General features: G+C 37.2%; 31 protein-coding genes and 1 pseudogene. 4 read left to right on the forward strand and 28 right to left on the reverse strand.

What is annotated here, in order from left to right:
• Positions 1–110: 110 nt before the first annotated feature.
• Complete coding sequence (locus KHA93_RS17110) at positions 111–1,079, forward strand: NAD(P)-dependent alcohol dehydrogenase (RefSeq protein ID WP_213111839.1); 969 nt, start codon at positions 111–113, stop codon at positions 1,077–1,079.
• Between the two features lie 328 nt (positions 1,080–1,407).
• Positions 1,408–1,641 carry a hypothetical protein gene (locus tag KHA93_RS17115; RefSeq protein WP_213111840.1) on the forward strand — a complete coding sequence of 78 codons (234 nt, stop codon included), beginning with the start codon at positions 1,408–1,410 and terminating at the stop codon, positions 1,639–1,641.
• Between the two features lie 186 nt (positions 1,642–1,827).
• On the opposite strand, the gene KHA93_RS17120 is transcribed toward KHA93_RS17115, so the two are convergent.
• On the reverse strand, positions 1,828–2,202 hold the full coding sequence (locus tag KHA93_RS17120; RefSeq protein WP_213111841.1) for a YciI family protein: 375 nt from the start codon (positions 2,200–2,202) through the stop codon (positions 1,828–1,830).
• A 244-nt stretch (positions 2,203–2,446) separates the two neighbouring features.
• On the opposite strand from KHA93_RS17120, the gene KHA93_RS17125 reads away from it, so the two are divergent.
• A complete protein-coding gene (locus tag KHA93_RS17125) occupies positions 2,447–2,854 on the forward strand; it encodes a DUF2500 domain-containing protein (protein ID WP_349772309.1) in 408 nt (135 codons plus the stop codon).
• On the opposite strand, the gene KHA93_RS17130 is transcribed toward KHA93_RS17125, so the two are convergent.
• The 20 genes and pseudogenes from KHA93_RS17130 to KHA93_RS17215 form a co-directional block, all read right to left on the reverse strand.
• The gene (locus KHA93_RS17130) at positions 2,805–3,497 is read right to left on the reverse strand and encodes an HAD hydrolase-like protein (protein ID WP_213111842.1); all 693 of its coding nucleotides are present in this window, start codon (positions 3,495–3,497) and stop codon (positions 2,805–2,807) included. The two genes, KHA93_RS17125 and KHA93_RS17130, sit on opposite strands and share 50 nt — an antisense overlap.
• Before the next feature lie 17 nt (positions 3,498–3,514).
• The gene (locus tag KHA93_RS23605) at positions 3,515–3,643 is read right to left on the reverse strand and encodes a hypothetical protein (RefSeq protein ID WP_267917524.1); all 129 of its coding nucleotides are present in this window, start codon (positions 3,641–3,643) and stop codon (positions 3,515–3,517) included.
• Positions 3,644–3,662: 19 nt separating this feature from the next.
• Positions 3,663–4,496, reverse strand: coding sequence for a putative RNA methyltransferase (locus KHA93_RS17135; RefSeq protein WP_349772310.1), 834 nt, complete (start codon positions 4,494–4,496; stop codon positions 3,663–3,665).
• 159 nt (positions 4,497–4,655) lie between these two features.
• Positions 4,656–5,045 (reverse strand): hypothetical protein, encoded by a 390-nt coding sequence (locus tag KHA93_RS17140; RefSeq protein WP_213111843.1) that lies wholly within the window; start codon positions 5,043–5,045, stop codon positions 4,656–4,658.
• Between the two features lie 77 nt (positions 5,046–5,122).
• The gene (locus KHA93_RS17145) at positions 5,123–5,320 is read right to left on the reverse strand and encodes a hypothetical protein (protein WP_213111844.1); all 198 of its coding nucleotides are present in this window, start codon (positions 5,318–5,320) and stop codon (positions 5,123–5,125) included.
• A gap of 198 nt (positions 5,321–5,518) precedes the next feature.
• On the reverse strand, positions 5,519–5,869 hold the full coding sequence (locus tag KHA93_RS17150) for a VOC family protein (protein ID WP_213111845.1): 351 nt from the start codon (positions 5,867–5,869) through the stop codon (positions 5,519–5,521).
• A 60-nt stretch (positions 5,870–5,929) separates the two neighbouring features.
• A pseudogene (locus KHA93_RS17155) lies at positions 5,930–6,381 on the reverse strand (NUDIX hydrolase).
• A 12-nt stretch (positions 6,382–6,393) separates the two neighbouring features.
• A complete protein-coding gene (locus KHA93_RS17160; RefSeq protein ID WP_213111846.1) occupies positions 6,394–6,954 on the reverse strand; it encodes a DEAD/DEAH box helicase family protein in 561 nt (186 codons plus the stop codon).
• Positions 6,955–7,274: 320 nt separating this feature from the next.
• Positions 7,275–7,871 carry an NUDIX hydrolase gene (locus KHA93_RS17165; RefSeq protein ID WP_213111847.1) on the reverse strand — a complete coding sequence of 199 codons (597 nt, stop codon included), beginning with the start codon at positions 7,869–7,871 and terminating at the stop codon, positions 7,275–7,277.
• A gap of 13 nt (positions 7,872–7,884) precedes the next feature.
• Entirely contained in the window at positions 7,885–8,019 is a 135-nt protein-coding gene (locus tag KHA93_RS23610) for a hypothetical protein (protein WP_267917526.1), read from the reverse strand.
• Between the two features lie 73 nt (positions 8,020–8,092).
• On the reverse strand, positions 8,093–8,443 hold the full coding sequence (locus KHA93_RS17170; RefSeq protein WP_213111848.1) for a VOC family protein: 351 nt from the start codon (positions 8,441–8,443) through the stop codon (positions 8,093–8,095).
• Positions 8,444–8,458: 15 nt separating this feature from the next.
• Positions 8,459–9,220 (reverse strand): class I SAM-dependent methyltransferase, encoded by a 762-nt coding sequence (locus KHA93_RS17175; protein WP_213111849.1) that lies wholly within the window; start codon positions 9,218–9,220, stop codon positions 8,459–8,461.
• 200 nt (positions 9,221–9,420) lie between these two features.
• On the reverse strand, positions 9,421–9,987 hold the full coding sequence (locus tag KHA93_RS17180; RefSeq protein WP_213111850.1) for a histidine phosphatase family protein: 567 nt from the start codon (positions 9,985–9,987) through the stop codon (positions 9,421–9,423).
• A gap of 11 nt (positions 9,988–9,998) precedes the next feature.
• Positions 9,999–10,370 carry a VOC family protein gene (locus KHA93_RS17185; protein ID WP_213111851.1) on the reverse strand — a complete coding sequence of 124 codons (372 nt, stop codon included), beginning with the start codon at positions 10,368–10,370 and terminating at the stop codon, positions 9,999–10,001.
• Positions 10,360–11,034 (reverse strand): HAD family hydrolase, encoded by a 675-nt coding sequence (locus KHA93_RS17190; RefSeq protein WP_213111852.1) that lies wholly within the window; start codon positions 11,032–11,034, stop codon positions 10,360–10,362. The genes KHA93_RS17185 and KHA93_RS17190 overlap by 11 nt, the downstream gene beginning before the upstream one ends.
• Positions 11,031–11,798 carry a CPBP family intramembrane glutamic endopeptidase gene (locus KHA93_RS17195; protein ID WP_213111853.1) on the reverse strand — a complete coding sequence of 256 codons (768 nt, stop codon included), beginning with the start codon at positions 11,796–11,798 and terminating at the stop codon, positions 11,031–11,033. Before KHA93_RS17195 ends, KHA93_RS17190 begins: the two co-directional genes overlap by 4 nt.
• A 34-nt stretch (positions 11,799–11,832) precedes the next feature.
• Entirely contained in the window at positions 11,833–12,279 is a 447-nt protein-coding gene (locus KHA93_RS17200) for an NUDIX domain-containing protein (RefSeq protein WP_213111854.1), read from the reverse strand.
• Complete coding sequence (locus KHA93_RS17205; RefSeq protein WP_213111855.1) at positions 12,272–12,892, reverse strand: histidine phosphatase family protein; 621 nt, start codon at positions 12,890–12,892, stop codon at positions 12,272–12,274. Before KHA93_RS17205 ends, KHA93_RS17200 begins: the two co-directional genes overlap by 8 nt.
• 15 nt (positions 12,893–12,907) lie before the next feature.
• Positions 12,908–13,375 carry a DinB family protein gene (locus KHA93_RS17210; RefSeq protein WP_233711214.1) on the reverse strand — a complete coding sequence of 156 codons (468 nt, stop codon included), beginning with the start codon at positions 13,373–13,375 and terminating at the stop codon, positions 12,908–12,910.
• 32 nt (positions 13,376–13,407) lie between these two features.
• Positions 13,408–13,893: an NUDIX hydrolase gene (locus KHA93_RS17215; RefSeq protein WP_213111856.1), complete on the reverse strand. Its 486-nt coding sequence runs from the start codon at positions 13,891–13,893 to the stop codon at positions 13,408–13,410.
• Positions 13,894–14,047: 154 nt separating this feature from the next.
• Between KHA93_RS17215 and KHA93_RS17220 the strand changes: the two genes are divergently transcribed.
• A complete protein-coding gene (locus KHA93_RS17220; protein WP_213111857.1) occupies positions 14,048–15,727 on the forward strand; it encodes a hypothetical protein in 1,680 nt (559 codons plus the stop codon).
• A 306-nt stretch (positions 15,728–16,033) separates the two neighbouring features.
• Here KHA93_RS17220 and KHA93_RS17225 read toward each other — a convergent pair whose 3' ends face one another.
• The 7 genes from KHA93_RS17225 to KHA93_RS17255 form a co-directional block, all read right to left on the reverse strand.
• Positions 16,034–17,047 carry an HAAS signaling domain-containing protein gene (locus KHA93_RS17225; protein WP_233711215.1) on the reverse strand — a complete coding sequence of 338 codons (1,014 nt, stop codon included), beginning with the start codon at positions 17,045–17,047 and terminating at the stop codon, positions 16,034–16,036.
• Positions 17,025–17,387, reverse strand: coding sequence for a PadR family transcriptional regulator (locus KHA93_RS17230; protein ID WP_213111858.1), 363 nt, complete (start codon positions 17,385–17,387; stop codon positions 17,025–17,027). The genes KHA93_RS17225 and KHA93_RS17230 overlap by 23 nt, the downstream gene beginning before the upstream one ends.
• 121 nt (positions 17,388–17,508) lie before the next feature.
• Complete coding sequence (locus KHA93_RS17235; protein ID WP_213111859.1) at positions 17,509–17,865, reverse strand: Na+/H+ antiporter subunit G; 357 nt, start codon at positions 17,863–17,865, stop codon at positions 17,509–17,511.
• Complete coding sequence (locus KHA93_RS17240) at positions 17,843–18,127, reverse strand: Na(+)/H(+) antiporter subunit F1 (RefSeq protein ID WP_213111860.1); 285 nt, start codon at positions 18,125–18,127, stop codon at positions 17,843–17,845. Before KHA93_RS17240 ends, KHA93_RS17235 begins: the two co-directional genes overlap by 23 nt.
• On the reverse strand, positions 18,124–18,606 hold the full coding sequence (locus tag KHA93_RS17245) for a Na+/H+ antiporter subunit E (protein WP_213111861.1): 483 nt from the start codon (positions 18,604–18,606) through the stop codon (positions 18,124–18,126). Before KHA93_RS17245 ends, KHA93_RS17240 begins: the two co-directional genes overlap by 4 nt.
• A 61-nt stretch (positions 18,607–18,667) precedes the next feature.
• The gene (locus KHA93_RS17250) at positions 18,668–20,146 is read right to left on the reverse strand and encodes a Na+/H+ antiporter subunit D (protein WP_213111862.1); all 1,479 of its coding nucleotides are present in this window, start codon (positions 20,144–20,146) and stop codon (positions 18,668–18,670) included.
• A complete protein-coding gene (locus tag KHA93_RS17255; protein WP_213111863.1) occupies positions 20,139–20,477 on the reverse strand; it encodes a Na(+)/H(+) antiporter subunit C in 339 nt (112 codons plus the stop codon). The genes KHA93_RS17250 and KHA93_RS17255 overlap by 8 nt, the downstream gene beginning before the upstream one ends.
• Between the last annotated feature and the right edge of the window lies 1 nt (position 20,478).

Below are 20,478 nucleotides of genomic sequence, written 5' to 3' on the forward strand. Positions count from 1 at the left end.
TATTTGAACTAAACATTCGAAATATTTCCAACTATGTTAGATCTTATAAAAAAGAATAAGTTTATCAGTGGGGATATTAGATGGTTTCAAAGGGATGAGGAGGAAAATGAATGAAAGCCATCGTTTATAACAAATATGGTTCACCCGATGTTCTTAATTTAACAGAAGTAGATAAACCTATTCCTGAGGATAATGAGGTACTGGTTAAGATTCATGCATCATCCTTGAACTATGGTAATCTAGTGCTTCTGAAAGGAGAGCCCTTCTTAGCACGTTTTGCCTTCGGTCTTCTAAAACCAAAATACACCATACCCGGAGGTGACATTGCGGGTCGGGTCGAAGCAGTTGGTAAAAATGTTACACAGTTTCAGCCGGGTCAAGAAGTATTTGGAGACCTATCCACTTCTGGCTGGGGTAGCTTTGCTGAATATGTATCTGTTCCTGAGAATGCATTGGCATTAAAACCAGAAAATCTCACATTTGAGGAAGCTGCTGCGGTACCTATGGCGGCAGTTACAGCCTTACAAGGTTTAAGGAATAAAGGCAAGATTCAGGCGGGACAGAAGGTATTGATTAATGGTGCCTCTGGTGGAGTTGGGAGTTTTGCAGTACAGATTGCCAAATCTTTCGGTGCAGAAGTAACAGGTGTTTGCAGTACGAGAAATTTAGAAATCCTTCGATCACTTGGCGCAGATCATGTCATTGATTATACGAAAGAGGATTTTACCGAAAAAGGACAGAAGTATGACTTGATTCTTGCTGTTAACGGACACCATCCGATTACAGCTTATAAGCGATCCCTAAAGGCTAATGGAACTTTTATTCACGTCGGAGGATCGGGTGCACAGCTGTTTCAAACGATGACCTTAGGGCCTTGGTTCTCACTCTCTGGAAAGAAAAAAATGTCTAGCTTATTACAAAGGCAAAACCAAAATGATTTAATTTTAATGAAAGAACTCCTAGAAGTCGGGAAGGTAAAACCAGTCATTGATAAAACTTTTAAGATAAGTGAAATTAAAGAAGCTTTCAAGTACTTTGAACAAGGGCACGCTCAAGGAAAAATTGTCATAACTTTTTGAAAACTTTTAATAAAAAAAAACCGAATACTCGAAGACTGGCGATACTTTAAGGTGGTATCGCCTTTTTTGATCATTCGTTTGCTAATTGTTTGTGAAGTAATTCCATGTTTACATGGTATAATTTTACAATGGATCTACAACTAGTAATATTTGAAAATAAAAAATCTAACTCTCTAAATCATTTAAATAAAAATTAAGGATAAACACTAATATTGTAAATGTACAGTTGATGTCGAAAATTACTGAAACACCTTTTTTTGCTTTGCTCCCATGCACATATAGGGCAGAACTGGCTCTTACGGGAATTACCATTAAAGGAGGTCTATAAGTGGGAAACATTGATAAAAGAAATCGATTAGACGAAGCTCCATTTAGCTACCAGGTTACCAAAAATAATACTGTTCTTATCAAATATAATGGAAACCAAGTAAAAGTATTAAAAGGTAACCATGCTGAAAAAATTTTAGAGAAAATTAACATTGCTGAAGATGAAAAAGCAGTGCAACTGATATTGGCGAAGATAACAGGAAATTTTAAAAGGGGAAATGAACAAAAAAATTAAATTGGAAAGTAATATGTGACTTCCTTGTATAAGCATCCATCCCCCTAAATCTATTAAAACACCAAAAATCCCTGCTATTTGATCAAAATCAGGGATCTTCTGTGTTAAAGATTATCGTTTATTTTGAGCCCATTAGTTGAGTAAGATGTTGGATTAATTATTTTTATCTCCTTGTAACAAACAATCCTATTCATTTTTCTTAAAATAATGTACAGGACGAATTTCAATACGCCAGCCAAATTCCTCTCCTGAACTCACTTGCGTTGTCGGATGAAGCAAGGCAATTTGAATCGCTTCTTCCATGTCTTCTGCTTCTATGAGAAATACACTTCCAATCAATTCTTTCGTTTCTGTAAAGGGCCCATCCATCACCCTTACCTTTCCGTTTACCCGCTGCAAGCATTTTGTCTCCTTTTCAAGACCAGCATCTAACATTACTTTACCGCTGTTGTAGAATTCTTTTAGATGGGGCTGACATTCTTCCATCACAGCATCAATCTCATTTTTGGGCCTGGCGTCCATTTTTTCTGCATTAAAATAACCCATACATAGAAATATCATTTTAACCTCTCCTTTTAATCTCTTATCTACTTTAACGACGAGCAACAAACAGCAAAATCGACACACTTCAAAATTTTTTATAAAAATTTAATTAGTATTATTTTCGGTATGGTTTTTGGGTTTACCTGCCATTTTAATGAAATCGTTAATAGTTAGGAGTAGTGTTATACTTCAATTGCTATTGGAGTTGTTGAAACCTTCTGATTTGATCAAACGTAAGAATGTGAAAGTGAGGTGATGTAAGGTGAATGTGGGGGAAGAATTTTATTTTTCTGGATTTGAATTTTCATTATTTTCTATTGTTCCTGTTTTTATCGTTATTGTTTTTGCAATCGTCATTATTTCAATTATCTTCAACTCTGTCAGAGGCATTCAACAATGGCAAAAAAACGAACAATCACCACGCTTATCTGTCCCTGCCATTGTAAAGACAAAAAGGACAAAAGTAAGTAGGCATACACATGTTGATGGGAACAATATGCACTCCCATCATACGAGTACGTCTTATTATGTTACTTTTGAATTTGAAAGCGGTGATCGCACGGAATTTAAAGTGTCTGGAAAGGAATATGGCCTACTGGCAGAAGGAGATACCGGTATTCTTACTTTCCAAGGGACACGTTATCTTGGGTTTGAGAGGTCTCTAAACTAGGCAAAACATCTTTAATCTCTAACAAATCGTCTATGATGATATCAGCTTTAGCAAGTTCATCCGCATGAGCGAAATCGAAATTACAGCCTATCGAAATGAAGCCATTTTTCTTTGCTGCATGAATATCAGATAACCTGTCTCCTACGACAGCACCGTTATCTATTTTATACTTTTGCTTAATCAGTTGGACTAAATCTCCTTTGTCTTGAGTATGTATTTGTTCGATACTGAAGGTTTCTGTCACCCAACGGTCTAATTTATAATATTTTTCAATTACGTTTAAATACTTCACTAATCCGTTACTGGCAATAAAAATGGAATAGTTATTCTTCTTAAGATGGTCAAATAATTCAAAGACATGAGGGTATAAGTCCCCTTTTCCACTCTTTATATTATTAATGAGTTGTTCATGAAAATAGTCATTTGCTAATGTCCGAACTGTACTCGTATGGTTCGGCATTAATGTTTCCCACACGACTGGGAGCGGAACGCCCATTATTTTTTGGTATGTCTCTATTGGTGTTTCTCCGCTCCACATATCGTTTTTCCTTAAATAGTCAAAAGTATCTACTAGTGAAATATCCAAGATTTTATTTGTTTGAAAAAGTGTCCCGTCCATATCGAATATAAGTGAACGTATCATTTTAAAACACCCCACTATTAGTCTAATAATTTTCCGGCAATCAATCCTAATAGTACGTTCGTGATGAGTAAACCGCTCAATCCATCAGCAAAGATGAATGTAAGAACCCCTGCTATAGTTGCAATAATAATTGAGTTTATCGTCATGATGTATACCCCATTATGTTTATTTTTTTCTACCTACTAAAATTTCCAAATCGATCGTGATTTCTGTAATATGCACTTCGTTAGCTCCATCGATCTTATTCCACGTTAACGGAGTCATTTGAAGTAAAGGCTGAATAAGATTTTCATGAAGAGGAACTTTGTAGGATAGCTGATATGTTTCCATATTTCGAAAGTTTTCCTTAAATCGTTCAACAGTTTGCTCATTGGAGTATGCTTCTGTATAGAAAATATCCCTAATTTCTTTTAAATACCCGCTCTTCGGAACTACTTTTATTAAAAGCCCATCCTGTTTTACCAGTCGTGTAAACTCTGCATAATTAGCTGGCGATAAGATGTTCAAGATGATATCAAAAGACTCTTTCGAAAATGGACTATTCGCTAGATCTCCTACGCACCAAATGAAATCGTCATAATATTTCGCAGCAGATAAAATACCTTCTTTTGCAATATCAATGCCTACCCCAACAGCTCCACTTACATCTCTTAGGATATGCGATAAATGCGAACCTTCTCCACATCCTGTATCCAGTACTTTCGGAGCTTTTTCCTCATCTATGATTTCCCTAATCATTGAGTGAAGTCGTTCATATAACCCGCTGTCTATCACTGTTTTTCGTGCTTCAAATAATGCCTTATCATATTCGGAATGAACAGGACGAGTGAGAAAATTGACATAACCTTGTTTGGCAATATCAAACGTATGATGTTGATCGCAAACGACACTTTTCAGCTCAATTATTTTCATTGGGCTCGTACAAACAGGACATTGAAAAATAGATTCAAATCGCTGCATGTACATGGCACTCTTTTCTTTTTTCTTCAACTTGTCCACCTCTACTCGACATTCGATTCTATATTATCATGCAACTATTTCCAGTCTTTGTCTAGCTGTACAAGGACTTCAACAATTCATAACTAAAAAAGGAGCTCCATCTACGAACTTGTAGAAATAGCTCCTTTCTTAAAATGCCATTCAATGACTGTTCTTTTTTCATTTTGATGTTTTCCTCGGGAAGAAATGTCTAAAAGGAAGCATCAATCCTAGGAAAGATATGACAATGAAAACAACCTGATGGATATGATCATTCCCTGGCGGCAGTCGGCCTACCAAATGCAATGTCCAGAAGATGGGGTAAAACCAGAGAGTAAACCACGCCCATCTTTCTTTTCCTCTGTATGACTTGAGAGTGATCATGGTACCGAAAAATCCCATTCCAGTCGTAGCAACGCCAAGCGCTCGAATCAATCCTAAATCATAAGGACCTGCAATCTGTGGAAACGTGGCAACCAATATTCCAAAGATCAAAATCCCCAATCCGGTAATGAGAAGGAGCATCCAGCTAATTCTGAGAAGCATAGTCTGCTCTTTGAATCTTGCCAAAGTCGAACACCCTTTCCGCGTTTACACTATACTAATTCGCAGCGTAAGAAATGATATCCCTATCGTCGGACAGACTCCTATTGTTTTTTATCATCAAGATGCTTCAATACGTTATCAATAATAAAGAAAACAGTTACATAAATAAAAGCAATGATTGAAGCAGTAAAAGACATTAATGAAAATAATCCCGCACAAACGATCCCACATGCTACATGTTTCAAATACGACCATCCAAAATGCTTGCGTGTACTAGTCGATTCAATCACTGCAGACAATGGCACCCCTATAACGATCATTATTGGCACAGTTACCATACTCACAGCGAGACCTATTAGAAAATAATCATTTTGTGTAGAATTAAAAAATACAGGGACGATAAAAAAACTAATGATTGAGGTTAAAAACGCTGCTAATAATTTTCGAAAGAATATACTGAACGCCCCCTTTTACGGGACCTTATCTTGCTTTGTTTATCAACGACACATCATGAGGTGGTTTCCATCTGGATCTTTAAAATTAAAAAAATGACCGTGCTGGATTTCAGTAAAGATTTCTATGTTTTTACTTTTTACATAATCGTATGCTTCTTCGATATCTTTTGTTTTAAATTGGATAAGTGGAGACTTAATAACGCGATCAGGCGCATATATTCTACTATCCAACACAATTCCTGGCCCTTCCATAGGCAAAACATACAAATGTCCAAACGGGATTTCTCCATCATTTGGCACACCTAATAAATCGCAATACCAATCACGGGCTTTTTCAATATCGCTTACTGGGATGAAGACACCGCCGAGCTCATTTAAAACAGGACTTTTCATAGAAACCACTCCTCATTTTTGATATGAATATATTTCTTTAGAGGTACTCGATTTCCCTTTTTATTTTATTAATTCTTCTATGAAAGGCTCTATGTAACTACGATACTCATCTCGAAGTCCATCGGGCAATTGATCTAAGCTAAAATACTGAACATCGACCGATTCAGATTTATTGATTTCAATATTACCTTGGACATCCTTTGTCATATAAACAGCGGAAACACAATATAGCTCGTCTTTATTTGGTAGTTTAAAATAATATTCTTTGCCTGAAAAAACACCAAGAAGTTTTAATTCTCCTATGATGAGGCCCGTCTCTTCCTTCACTTCACGCCTTGCTGTATCTTCCAAACTCTCCCTAATTCCATTAACCCACCGGGCAATCCCCAGCCCCCATCGGTTCGGTGCTGCAATAGCAACTCTTTCTTCTCATTAACAATCAAGACAACAGAACCAGTGAGAATGAGGGGTCTGTGACCTACTAATTTCCTTAATTCCATAACATAATCCAGTTTAATCACCTCTTATAATTGGAATTCTTCTTTTATCATTTTTGCGACTTCCTCTGCACTCAAATTCGTATTATTTATTCTCAAATAATGTTCCCGATTGATTTCTCCTTCAATTGAGTTCAATCGATACTTTTCCATCGACTTAAGCAAATCGCGTTCCGACCACTCAATATTTCTTTTCGTAGGCTTTTGCTCAAGTCGATGCGGACTTTTATTCCGCTCCAATCTTTCTTCAACATCAGCCTCTAGCTCAACAAAATACACAGTGCCGCCCTTTGATTCGAAAATTTGACAGATCTCATCCATGTAGTCCAAATCTTCCTTCATGTTAAACGCACATACATACGTAAAAATTAAACCTGGTAAATCGCTATTGGCGACCTCCTTAAAAATCTCCTCACGAAAAAGCTTTACTAATCTTTTCCCAGCATCCGTCCCATAACTAAAAAAGGGAGTTACCATTTCAATCGTTATATGATTGTGAAAAAGTTTTAGGTCTGTCATTTTCTCTAATTCTTGTCCGATTGTCATTTTTCCAACAGCCTGTGGACCAACGATTAAAATAAATTTCATCGACGCCCCTCATTTCTTTCTATATTATTCATAACTGAACATATTTTGTTCTATTTGTAGTTAATTGAACTCGTTTCAACCTTAAGCGAAGAGTTTCAAACTTTCTATTTGATGATTATACAGTTCTATTAGACGTTTCTTGACTCCTATTAGATGATTTGGGATTCTATTAGACGTTACAGGCATTCTATTAGATGTTTTGAGTTTCTATTAGACGTTTTGCGACTTCTATTAGATGATTTGAGTTTCTATTAGCCGTGATTCTATTAGCCGTTATCCCAGTTCTATTAGCTATAAAAGAATTCAGCCAATATTCAACTTCAAATATGTACAGCAATTCGTTTAGCGACAGTTTTAAAATACGTGTCCTGATGTGGTACGAAGTCATTCTTGCTAATATATTGATGAATAGATTCGGTTTCTGAAATCACCAATATTTCTTCTACTTCTCCAAAACAAAACTGATAAAAATCATTGAAATTCGCTTTTACGATTCCAGAAACCTCCTCTACCTGCAATTTAAATGTTAATGGTTGTTCGGATATGTATAAAAAATTGTTCCCAAATTCATTATCAATGAAATGACCTGTTACAATTGTATTCTTAATAATGCCTAGTGGGATTAACTCATTCATTGTAACGTTGATCCCCAATTCTTCCTGGACTTCCCTAATCCCATCTTCCACCGTTTCATGAGAAAGGATATGGCCGGCTGCCGTAATATCTAGTAAACCCGGAAAATCAGCTTTTTCATCGCTACGAATTTGGAAATATATATAATCGGTTCCATTCTCTTTCCCGACAATCCAGCATTGAAAGGTTTCATGCCAATATCCTTTTTCATGTACTACTCTGCGTGATTCTTTTCTCATTACTTTTCCGCGTTCATCAAATATGTTCAGAATTTCATTTTCCATGTCTGGCAATCTCCTAGTTAGACCATATTCTTGTAACATTAAGCAATAATTCATTTGAAAAAACTAAACGGTAAATATCTGGTTTTGTTGTACTTCTCCAAAAATCAAATCCATATTGTTGATTGAAATAGTTCATGATTATGGTCATGATATTTCCATGTGTGCCTACTACAATCGATTTTCCTTTATTTCATGATCAATGTCGTCTCCATCTTGTCTCCTTACCCTTCCTTCTCCAGCAACTCAACGCTGTTTCCATCGGGATCTTTTACAACAGCCCGTTCTCCCCAAGGACTTACTGTCGGTTCTGTTACGATTTCTGTACCTCTTGATTTAAAAGATGCGATGACATTTTCCATATGTTCAATGCTAAATCCGATGCGTATTTTTTCATTATGGTGTTGTGTTGCAGGGTAGATCTCAAATACTAGATTATCAAGTTCACATGCATAATGCTCCGGACCATTGCCGTGCTGTTCTTTTTGAAATTGAAGACCTAACTCTTTGTAAAAAGCGACGGATTCTTCAAGATTTTTAGATTTAATGACTACAAGATTTAAAGATATGGTCAATGACAAAACCCCGATTCATAACTTTTTAGCGATGCAAAACATTTCCGCAAATTCATTTACGATTTTTTTATTAGGATTATTCTTTACATCCACTCTCATTTTTTCTAATCCTTCTTGGTACTCGTTATCACTGATTAATGTTAACACTGAAATATCCCTATTTTCGGCGTAAACTAGGTAATCCGTTACCTTTACTTCTTCCATCCGATAAGCAATTTTTAAGTCTACATGAAAGTCTCTTTTTAAAAGTTCTTTGAAAATAAGATTCTTATCCCAATATCTTTTTTGGTCTTCCTCATAGGCTGAAGGGAAATAATGATAAACCCACCATTGGGGCATATCGTGAATACATATATTATGCATTTTATAGATTCCGTTCTTTACGAGGATCCGATGTATTTCATCTAAAGCTAGATCCTTTTTAGTAAAGTGATGAAAGGCATAGTTATTTGAAATGAAGTCAAATGTATCAGATGTGTATGGCATATCTTCAGCCTGTCCGTGAGTAAAAGTGACATCCGTTACCTTTTCCTTTGCTTTTATCAGCATCTCTTCCGATGCGTCTAATCCATGCCAGTTAATACGCTCTTCCCTAAAAGATGTTAACTGTTTATCCAGATATAAACCTGTTCCGCAAGCTAAATCCAAAATGTGATATGACGGTTTTGCTATGTTATGTATGTATTCTTTAATGTCTGTATCAAATTGCACTTCTTTTATTCTAAATGGGTTTTGGTCGTACCTTTCTGCAATCTTAGAATAGTCCGTTAATTTCAATTCCAACACCTTCTTTTTTTATAAAAGCTGTTTTTTGTAAAAGCCCAAAAGAAGGCTTTTACACCTATTCAATGAAGTTTAGCTGTCCCTATAAAGTTGGCAGCTCTTTTCTCAGCAGTATGATTCATTTTTGAGGTTCAAATCAATTTCTAATTATAAAAATTTATATGAAATAGCAACAATGTTTGAGAAAAGAGCCTTTATAAAAGTGAATACGTTGTACAATTCCAGTGCTTTGAATTTGTTTTTCTTGCTCCATTCCAGCCCATCTTATTCAGTTCTTTTGCGATAAGCATATTGAAAAAACCATGTCCAACCAAAACGATATGTTGATGTTCCTTAGCATAATTAACTAAAAGTATTGCAGCTTTTTCTGCTCTTTTCTTCGCTTCTCTTATAGACTCACAACCTCTTGAATAACCAATAAACCATAGGCAGCGCAAAAGCACTGCCCACATACTTGCATTTAGTTTTAATCCCCAACATGTTGCTAAAGGAATTGGTAATTCTGTTTCCCGAAACGAGGTATCCGAAATCGTTTGTATATTGGAATTTAATAGTTTCGCTGACTCGATGGACCGTTTCAAATGGCTCGTAATGATCATTTTTGCGGCTGCCATTTTTTCAAGAGTTTCCAAAGGATATGATTTTTCTTCAAAAATGCCATGACTATCATATCTCTCAACCCATATCCTAAACTCCTGACAAGTGATTGGCTTATTTTCAGTCCATAAAGATTTTCCGTGTCTGACTAGCGAAATTTCCATGTTAAGGCTCCTTACTTATCCCACTCCAACAATTCAATCCGATTTCCAAATGGGTCTGCAACATAAAATCTCTTGGCTCCTGGAAGATTGTTGTCTTCAATAATATCGACAGCGTACTTTAACAGATGTTGTTTTAATGCCTCGAGATTTTCTACTTCGAATGCAGGATGTGCTTTTTTAGCTGGTGAAAAAGGATCTTCAGTTCCTACATGTATTTGCACATTTCCATATGCAAACCACACTCCACCATTCTTTTTTAACACTTCAGGTTTTTCAATTTCAGCAAATCCTAAAATGCGATTGAAAAAATGTCTCGCTAATTCTTCGCTTCCTTTTGGAGCTGCCAATTGAATATGATCGATTGCTTTAAACTTAAAATTCATGTTCAGCCTTCCCCCTTTTTATGATGTTCGTTATGTCCAGCAAATCCTCTATGATATAATCCGCTTCAACTTGATGCCATTCGGGATCTTTTTTCCAAACACCTATCATTCCCGCGTTTTGTGCACCCCTTACATCATTTTCAGGATGATCTCCTACATATATACATTCATGTGGCAAAACGTTTAGACTAGTCGCAGCTTTCCTAAAAATATCGGGATTCGGCTTTTTCATTCCTTCCCATTCAGATATAAGAATGGCATCAAAATAATGCTCGATTCCTAGAGCCTTGATGTTATCCATTTGAAATTGCCCAAAACCGTTCGAAATTATTCCAAGGCGAACTTGCTTTCTTAAATCGTCAAGCATGTTAATCAGATTAGGAAAAGCTACGCAATAATGTTTAAATTCCTCTATATAGTCCTGAAGCAAGTCTTCCCAAGAAATGTTCTGAATGTTAAACTCTTCGACCATTTGTTGGTAAACCTTATCCTTCCAAACATATCCTCTACAATCCAACTCTACGAACCTGGAGATATATGTTTCATGTGGAACATTTCCAACATATTCTATTAACCGCTCGTATTGTGCGTGGATAAATTTCTTGACGGAGTTATCTCGATCGAGCAGCGTCCCATCCAAATCGAAAATGACAGCTTTAATCATATTGAAATCACCCTTTTTTTATCCCGATAGTACAGAAATACGATGACAAACATTAAGGCTGCCGCCATTAACAAAATGGTTGTATTTAGGAAAGAATGAATATTTCCTTTCGTCATTAGAAAAATCCCATCACCATATTGACCTGAAAGACCAAAGATCAACCCGTATGCCATATTTAATCCAAAATGGATGCCAGTAGAAGCCCAAATGCTTCCCGTTTTAAAAAATGCATATGTAAGTGAGAAACCTAACACAACGGAAAAAACAAAATTCAAGATGCTGAGATCTCCATTCCAAAAGTCATCCAATGCATAAACCAAAATGCTAATGGTTGCTATAGCTAGAGGCGGGATTTTCCCTTTTAATATGCTAATGAGAAAACCTCTCGTCACTAAATCATTAATCAATGAACCGAGGAAAAATCCAACGATAATTTGACCAATAATCCACCAAGCCTCAAGTCCTGTTTTAACGCCATTGATCTCAAATTTTCCGGCGATATGATATGTAACGTACATGAATGCCCAGCATCCAAACCCAATAAGAAAACTTGCCGTAAAATACTTCGGCCATTTTTCCCGTACCATTCCAATTCCTCTAAGTCCTTGAAGCCCATTTAACTTGGCGATAAATGATGCAAGTGGAAAGAAAAGTAGAATACTAATTAATTGGATAAAGATATTGAAATTAATAAAGTGCGTTGTAACATTGAAATATAAATCGAGTATGAAAAAACTAAGTATGCCAGTAATAAACTTTTTCATAAATTCTCCTTACGTTGTATGTCCATCTATCATATCAGAAAGTAGAGAAATTATTTTGAAAAAACTTAATTGTGTCAAAATGGGTTAACTTTTTCAAAATAGCTTCTTTTTCCACAAACATCATTTCATCTATTTCATTATCCTGTGGCTTTAGACCATTCGGATCCCCAACATATTCAAAATGAAACATCGTCGTCTCTTGGCGATCACATCCAATTTTCGTTCTTAGATTAGGAGGGAAGTCGAAGCTGATTTTTTCGGTAAATTGTTTGATACATTTATAGCTTTTTGAGCCTGTTTCTTCCTCAAGCTCTCGTAACATCGCCTTTTTCAAATCTTCGTTTTCCTTGACTCCGCCTTTTACAAAATCCCATTCTCCTTTTATGTCCTCTTTTCCTCCGCTAGTATTGATTTTCACTTTATGTATGATCAAAAATTGTTTACCGTAAGTTACAATCGCCCCTACCGCTCTTCTAATCATTTGATTTTCCCCAATGCGATACATCTCCTTCTAGGACGACCATCCCTTCATCACCATCAAACTCTATCAGTGTAAGACTCGTATCATGGATGTATGGTGGGTCCCATACGTTTTCAATTGAAAGCTTTTTAATAAATGCCAGTAATACCTTTATTACGGCTGTATGGGTAACAATTAGAACGTTCCCGCTCTCGTACGTTTGCTTTATTTCGTCGATCGCTTTTAGAACTCTTTCCTGTAACTCTAAAAACTTCTCACCCTTCGTTGGCACATACAAATGAGGAGTATTCCAAAATGCATGAAAATTTTCTGCATCATGTTCCTCTAAAAAGAATCTCGTTTTCCCTTCCCAATCACCCATATGGATTTCTCTTAATTTTTCATCAAAGAAAATGGGGATGTCTCGATTCCCCCGAATCAACTCTGACGTTGCTTGCGTCCTTTTGCTCGTACTAGAATAAATGGCATGAAAATCGACACCTTCAAGCCTTTTGCCAAGTAATATTGCATTTCTAATCCCATTTTCCGTTAATGCGGAATCTCCCCAACCTTGCATTCTAATTTGAACATTCCATTCCGTTTCTCCGTGTCTTGTAATATAAAACGTTAGCACTCTTTTCCACCTACTCTATAAATGATGTATTCTCTTTGTCTCCAATATTTGTTCAATATGATGATTGGCATGTTGAATATCATGTTTTATAGCATCCCGAACGGTTGCTTTTCCGTCTTGATGAATGAGCACTCTATCTAATGCATTTGGTAAACTGCTACAAAGATAAGCAATATACTCCCTCATGATGTTAAACAACTGTAATTCAAGCTGAAGGGATCTTGTACTATGATCCATGGTCTTGTTCCACGTATTGGGGTCGAATTCATTAAAGATAAATTTTGCTCCTGTATCTGCCAATGCATACCGGTTAATTTGAAAATAATTAAGATCACATTCGATGATATGGTGGGCAATTTCCCGTATAGACCATTTACCTTCAGCTCTTTTTTTATCCAGGTCACTGTCATGGAGACCTGATAAGGCTTCTGCCAATTTCTTCGGTGCTTCGTTGTATTGGTTTATTAGGTCTGCATCCTTCAATACAATCCCTCCTGTTCTTTTTTATAAATAGTTTACAAGACTTTCCACTTTTCATATCGCTCCACACCCATTCCTAACTCATTCGTATCGAGCCAGTTTACTGCTTTTAGTACTAAGGGAGAAGCATTTTCGAGATCAAGCATCTCTTTTGGTACCCATAAGGCCCCTAGCGAGTCTTGTCCTGGAAATGGATCAGGCTGCACAAGCGTTCCTCCTACAATCGAGACCGTATAAAAAACTGCAATATGATGAACGTGGGTAAATCCTTTCCAATCCCAAGGCAAAATAAAGTCTGCAACTCCAATGTGTTCATCCACTTTTATTGAAAAACCTGTTTCTTCTAGCACTTCTCTTTCTACACATTCTACAAGACTCTCTCCTGTTTCAAGACTTCCACCTGGCAAATCAAATCTATTTTTATATGGCCCACCACCCTTATTAATGACTAGTAATTCATGACTGCTATAACAAATTCCATAGACCCCAAATGCCCGGTGATAGTGCTCTTTTTTCATCATGACCTCTCCTCGAAAATCTCATAAATACTAATTCTCCATCGTATTTAAAAAGCCTTTTTCTATTTCCCAACCTTCAAAAATAAGATTGACTACTCAAATATAAATGAAATAATATAATTGAACATATCAGTAAAAGAAGGACAGGGTGGACAGCTTGATTGAAATAGCATTGCGAAAAATTTTAAAACAGGTAAAAAGTTCAAATCCAGAAACCCGTTACGAAGCCCTTGGAAAACTATTTGAATACAAGCAACAGGATGGTTTGGAAGTCCAAATTGACGTTCTGAAAGAGGTCATTAAAACAGCCGCTTCAACATTTCCGGAGCGTGTCGATCATTGGGATAATCCATCTTTTTATCTCATAGATTTTGTATGTGATTTTCCAATGCCTGAAGTCGTAGAAGGCCTGATGAAGCATTTTGATGGACTCGACTTACATGCGAAAGAGCGAGCCATTGAATTTTTATTATTAACAGAAGATGAAGAAGTGTTTTATTTTCTTGAAGATAAGATTGTCCATTTAATTAACACGGAGGATTACAATATACCGATAGGTGAGCTGTCTTCCTACCCAATGCTAATAAAAGGAATTCTTGACGTCACTTTAGACAAAATCCAGTTCAATCATTATAAGTACTTGATGTACGATTTAATTCTTTCCCTTAACAATTCCGGCGTCGAGCAAGGGTATAAAAAAGAGTTTGTGCTTGCTTCTTTACTTGCAGACTATGAATCTGTTAAGCAGGAATACTTAAAATTTGATCCGGATTATTCCACGAAATATGTATATACCGCGTGGAAAGATAGTTATCTTATCGTTCGGAATAAAATGAGACTTTTCATTAGTTTAATGAAATACTATTTTTCACAAGAAATAGCTCAAGAGTTAAATGAGGCATTACGTTTCAACGATCCATTGATCAAAACAGAAGCGCTGCTCGTGTGCATCTCTAAAAATCTGCAGTATCCCGAAAGTGTGTTGCTTGAATCTGCAGAGCATATTGAAAGTGCGGAAATGACGTATTGGGAACTGGACGACAAAAATTGGGAGCATCTATATCCAATTACAGAACGTAAACAACCGCATTTAGCAAAAACGAGGCTTTTTTACACTGTCATCAATTCGCCCGAAGATGAAGGCGTCATACGCTATCCAGAAGACATTCAAGTGGTGGATCAAATTGAAACGGAAAATTCATATGGACAGCCCATTCGTTATTATGTAATGCGTTTCAAAGAGCATCAAACGGAGTACATAGGCTGGGTTGGCGGTTATGCGCTTGAAGCTGGGGACGATGCGGCAAATTTATGGGACGGATCATATACTGATTTTATCGAGTTTGATTCCGCTAGTATTGAAAAACATAAGCAGGACTTCTTTGAAAAAAGAGAAGAAGAACAGCTGGTGCACGAAAACAGCGTATATTATGAAAGTTCACCGAAACTGAGTAAGGGAGCATGGTTCTTTTTAGCCCTACTGATCGCCCACTGGTTTAGGCAAATATTATCGGGATTCAATGGCTCCATCCTACTTTCCATTTTCTTTACCGTTGTCGGTGGAGGTTTATGTCTATACGAACTAACCCAAAACAAAAAACGAAAAATTACTATTATCGGCGATCAACTTATCATGCAAGACGGTTCCAAGCAAAATAGCATTTATTTACACGACATCAAAAAGATAGAATATAACAAAAAACATATTTTCATTTATAACAGGAAGCAAGAACTTGCGATTAAATTCCCACTTAGATGGGTTCATTATGACGTGTTCTCCTATCATATAAACGAACATACCGCCCATTTAAAAGAAACGCCATTTATTCAGTCGTAACGATAAAAACAGGTAGAAAAGATAAGTACCTTTCTACCTATTTCGTATTTTTCTAGTGTGTTAAAAGGAATGCGAGAGTTTCTTGCATTCCTTTTTTCGATGAAGGGGTACGCGACTGCTTCTTGCATGCCCTTTGTCATTCCTTTTTCGGGTGAAAGGTCACGCAACGACTTCTTGCGTGACCCCTAGCATTCCTTTTGCGAATGAAAGAACACGCGACTACTTCTTGCGTAACCTCTGCACTCCTTTTTTCGGGTGAATGGGCACGCGACAGCGCCTCCTTTAACGATATCGGGTATATACACTCTACTGCTCTATCTTACGCATCTTAAAAAACCCACTAATGATATCCCAAACCAATCCAATGATCAGCATAATTACGATCCATCGAGTAGATATATTCCAAATGGTTTGGATGGTTTTATAGGCTTCACTACCGACCGAAATATCATGGATTTGGGATAGTTCTAGCATGAAATTCGGGTTCCAAAATGACGACATGGTCATCATCAAGATCACTACTGCCATTGAAACTACATTAATGAGAATCGTGTATAAAGCTAGTTTTTTCGTCCAGCGTTCATAGACGAGTTTTAATGCTTCTTTTAAAATGGCTAACCCTAGAATAACAATGATCACCGGTAAGGATGTTAAGATTGTTTCTTTATTTAAAAATGGAATTACTGTAGAGAACTCGCCATTTTTAAAAACAAAGATTCCGAAATATTGACTCGTAAAGACAAATGTTAATATAACTAAAAACACGATACCGGCAATCGATTCAGTACGTTTGATCTGTCTTTTTGTATCTGGAAGAGGTGGAAGATCTGTTGGTTTCCAAGCTTTTTGAACATTAAATTTGCTTTCATTAATGCCTCCAAAATACTCTATCGAACCAAATACCAATGTCATCCAGCCTACTCCTTGTGGGATAACGGTTACAATTGACACTATAAAACTTACAAAATGGTCGATTATATGAATCGGATCTATCGCCACTTTAATGCCAAACACAACGGTCATAGCCACAACAATCGAAATCAAGGAAATTTTCAATACCGAAATATACGAATCAAACAATACAGGTCCGATAATATACTTATTTTTACCTCCATATTGCCGCGCCAGTTGTCTTGGATCACCCAATTCCAACAATACTTCTTCAATATCCGAATCTGAAACTTCACCTTCTCCGGCTCGCTCATCCAGCATATCGGCAATCAACCCGCGCAGTTCCTTCTCGACATCCGCTCTCTGTGATTGAGATAAGCGACGGGTGACTGCGTAAATATATCTTTCAATCATCTCCATTTTCATCATCCCTTTTTTGATTGATTAAGTGATCTAAACTTTTTACCATGCCTCCCCATTCAACACACAAAAGCTTATACACCTCTTTCCCCGTTTCACTTAATAAGTAATATTTCCGTGGCCTCGCCTCATCTGTATCCCACTCGCTCACCAATAAGCTCTGCTTTTCTAATCTTCTTAGAAGTGGATAAAGAGTTCCCGGCTCCACTTGGATGCCATTATCTCCTAGCATCTTCACGAGCGAATAGCCATATTGAGGCTCTGATAACTGACTGAGAACACCGATCGTAATCGTCCCACGCCGCAATTCCAACATTAATTTTTCAATATGTTCGTTAACCTCTGTCATATGATCATCTCCTGCTTTTATTATAGTGTATGCCACACACTATTGTAAATGATACATTAATCTAATATTCACATTATTTTTAACAACAAAAAAAGTGCTCACAAAAATGAACACTTTTTTTCTAATCTTCTTTTTCAAGTACTGGTTTTAACTCATCTTCAATGGTCGAATCCGCGAGCTTCACCTTGGAACGATAAGCTGCCCGGATGATGAGATGCCCGGATACTGGGGCTGTAATAAATACAAATAATATTCCAGAGATAACGCGAACACTTATGAAGGCGTCGCTAAACCAAATATAGAGAAAGGCCCCTAGAAGAGCCAGTAATACGGCTAAAGTTGAGCTTTTCGTCGCGGCATGTGCACGCGTATATACATCCGGAAAACGAATAATGCCGATTGCGCTGATTACACTAAAAATGCTTCCGATTAAAATGAGAAATGCTCCAATGAATTCACCGATCTCGTTTATGCTCAATGATGACACCTCTCTCTATGAATTTTGAGAGTGCGATCGTACTAATAAAAGCCAATATACCTAAAATAAGGATGACCTCTAAATACGCTTTTGTATTTAGCAAAATGGAGATAGCCGCAATGGCGGATATAAGATTCACTCCGATCATATCCATCGCGATTACACGATCAGGGATTGATGGGCCACGAATGATGCGATACAGTGATATGACGATCGCTAAAGCAAACAGTGTAAGTGAAATCTTCAGCATGATTCCAATCATCGTGTCACCTCCATAATGGCTTTTTCAAATCTTCCTAAAGAGCGAATTAAATCGCCTTTATACCGTTCAATATCGAGTGCATGAATATAAAACACGTTGCCTTCAGGTGATACCTCCATGACGACTGATCCAGGTGTTAGGGTTAAAAGCATCGCGAGCGTCGTCACTTCCCAATCACTCTTTAATGAAGTCTCATACGTAAAAATACCAGGTTTAATATCAATTTCCCTGCTTAAAATATGTTTCAAAACGACGTATGCAGACATCACCAGTTCGTATATAAAAATGAGGATCAGCTTTAACACATAATAGAAACGATGTAGGTAAAATTGCTTTCCAAAAAATCGCTGCATAAGAAAAATAATAAAGATACCAACGAGAAACCCTTCAAAAAAGGTGGAAAACCGTAATACCTCTTCGTCATTCAATACCATCCAAAGAAAGGCTATAAATAAATTCAGGACGAACTGAGCTGGCATTCACCGTCACCTCTACTTTCACAATAAAGTGTTGCCCTTTTTTACCGGCAGGAATTTTCACTTACTCGCCTAACACAGCCTCTACGTAAATGCTTGGATTCAATAATGTAGTTGCCGCATCCTTCACATACATAGCAAAGTTTTCTGCGCCTAAACCTAATCCAATCGAAAGAGCTGTAAGGATAACACAAGGAATGAGCAAGGTTTTTTTCAACGGCACTTGTTCTTCCTCACTAATGATCGTTTCTCCCCAAAAACAATTCTTGAAAATTCGCAATAAGGAATATAAAACAAATATACTCGATATCATGGCAAGTGCGAGTAGGACATAATTTCCTCCCTCAACAGCGCCTTGTCCTACTAAAATTTTCCCGATAAAGCCGCTTAATGGCGGGATGCCTGCAAGTGCCAGCATGACAATAAAGAACAACCAGCCTAATAATGGATAATTTCGAATAAGTCCGCTCATCCTATCAATCTTCGCGGTTCCAGTAAGAGCAATCATTGTACCCGCAATTAAAAATAAGAGTGCTTTCACAATCATGTCGTGGACTAAATAATAAATCGATCCTTCTACTGCAGATGGTGTTGCAACGGCAAGACCCACCAAAATAAAGCCTACTGCGATGACAACATTATATGAAACAATTTGCCGGATATCTTTATACGCCACTGCTCCTAGGCTTCCACCTACCAATGTAATTCCTGCCATGATCCCTATTAATGTATGCGTGATAGAAGGCTCATGATAGAAAAGTAGAGTGAACATGCGAAATATCGCGTAAATGCCTACTTTCGTTAATAGTGCGCCGAATAATGCTGCCACTGCTGTTGGCGGTGCACTATATGAACCTGGGAGCCAGAAATAAAGCAATAAGCCCGCCTTTAATCCAAACACTAATAAAAATAAGATGCTGATAACCGTTACTAAAGGGGGCTGCCCCGCTTCAGCAACTCGAGCAGACAAATGAGCCATATTCAACGTCCCTACCGCTCCATACAGATAAGCAATAGCGACTAAAAATAACCAAGAAGAGACAACATTGATCACGACATATTTAATAGATTCTCTAAATTGAGGTTTAGCCCCTCCGAGTGTAATCAGTACGTACGATGCCAATAACATCACTTCAAAGCAAACATATAAGTTAAAAAGATCCCCCGTTAAAAAGGAGCCATTGACGCCTGCTACCATAAATAGAACAAAAGGATAAAAAAACATTTTTTCCCGCTCTTGTCCAATCGATAAAAAAGCGTAAATCAAACAAATGCCAGTAACGATACTTGCCGTTAAAACTAAAAGTATGGAAAACGAATCGCCTACAAAAAGAATGCCAAATGGCGGTTTCCAATTACCAAAATCAAGACGGATGATTCCATTCGTTTGAATCATCTCTAACATATAGATGCTTAAACCGGAAACGACGATCATTGCCCCTAAGCTAATCCATCTTTGTAAACGGATAAAAGGCCTTAAAAAAATGAGAATAATCCCCGTTAATAGCGGGATGACCATCGGAAATACAAGAATATTATTCATTTTTCAACCCTCTTGCTATCTTTGAAAGATCCATTTTATTTTCTTGGTGCGTTCGATAGGCAAGTACAAGAAGGAATGCTGTTACGGCAAAACTGATCACAATGGAGGTTAAAATTAAAGCTTGAGGAAGTGCATCTGTGTATGTTCCGTCTCCCTCTCCAATCACAGGCACGCCGCCTGTTTTCAATCCGCCCATTGACATCAATAATAAATGTGCAGCATGGGATAGGATGGCAGTCCCTAAAATAACCCGTAAAACCCCTTTCGACAGGAGTAAATAGGTGGCAACCGTCACCAACACTCCAGCTAAAATAATGATTATTGTTTCCATA

This window comes from Lederbergia citrisecunda (genome assembly GCF_018343695.1).
Classification (GTDB): domain Bacteria; phylum Bacillota; class Bacilli; order Bacillales; family Bacillaceae_C; genus Lederbergia; species Lederbergia citrisecunda.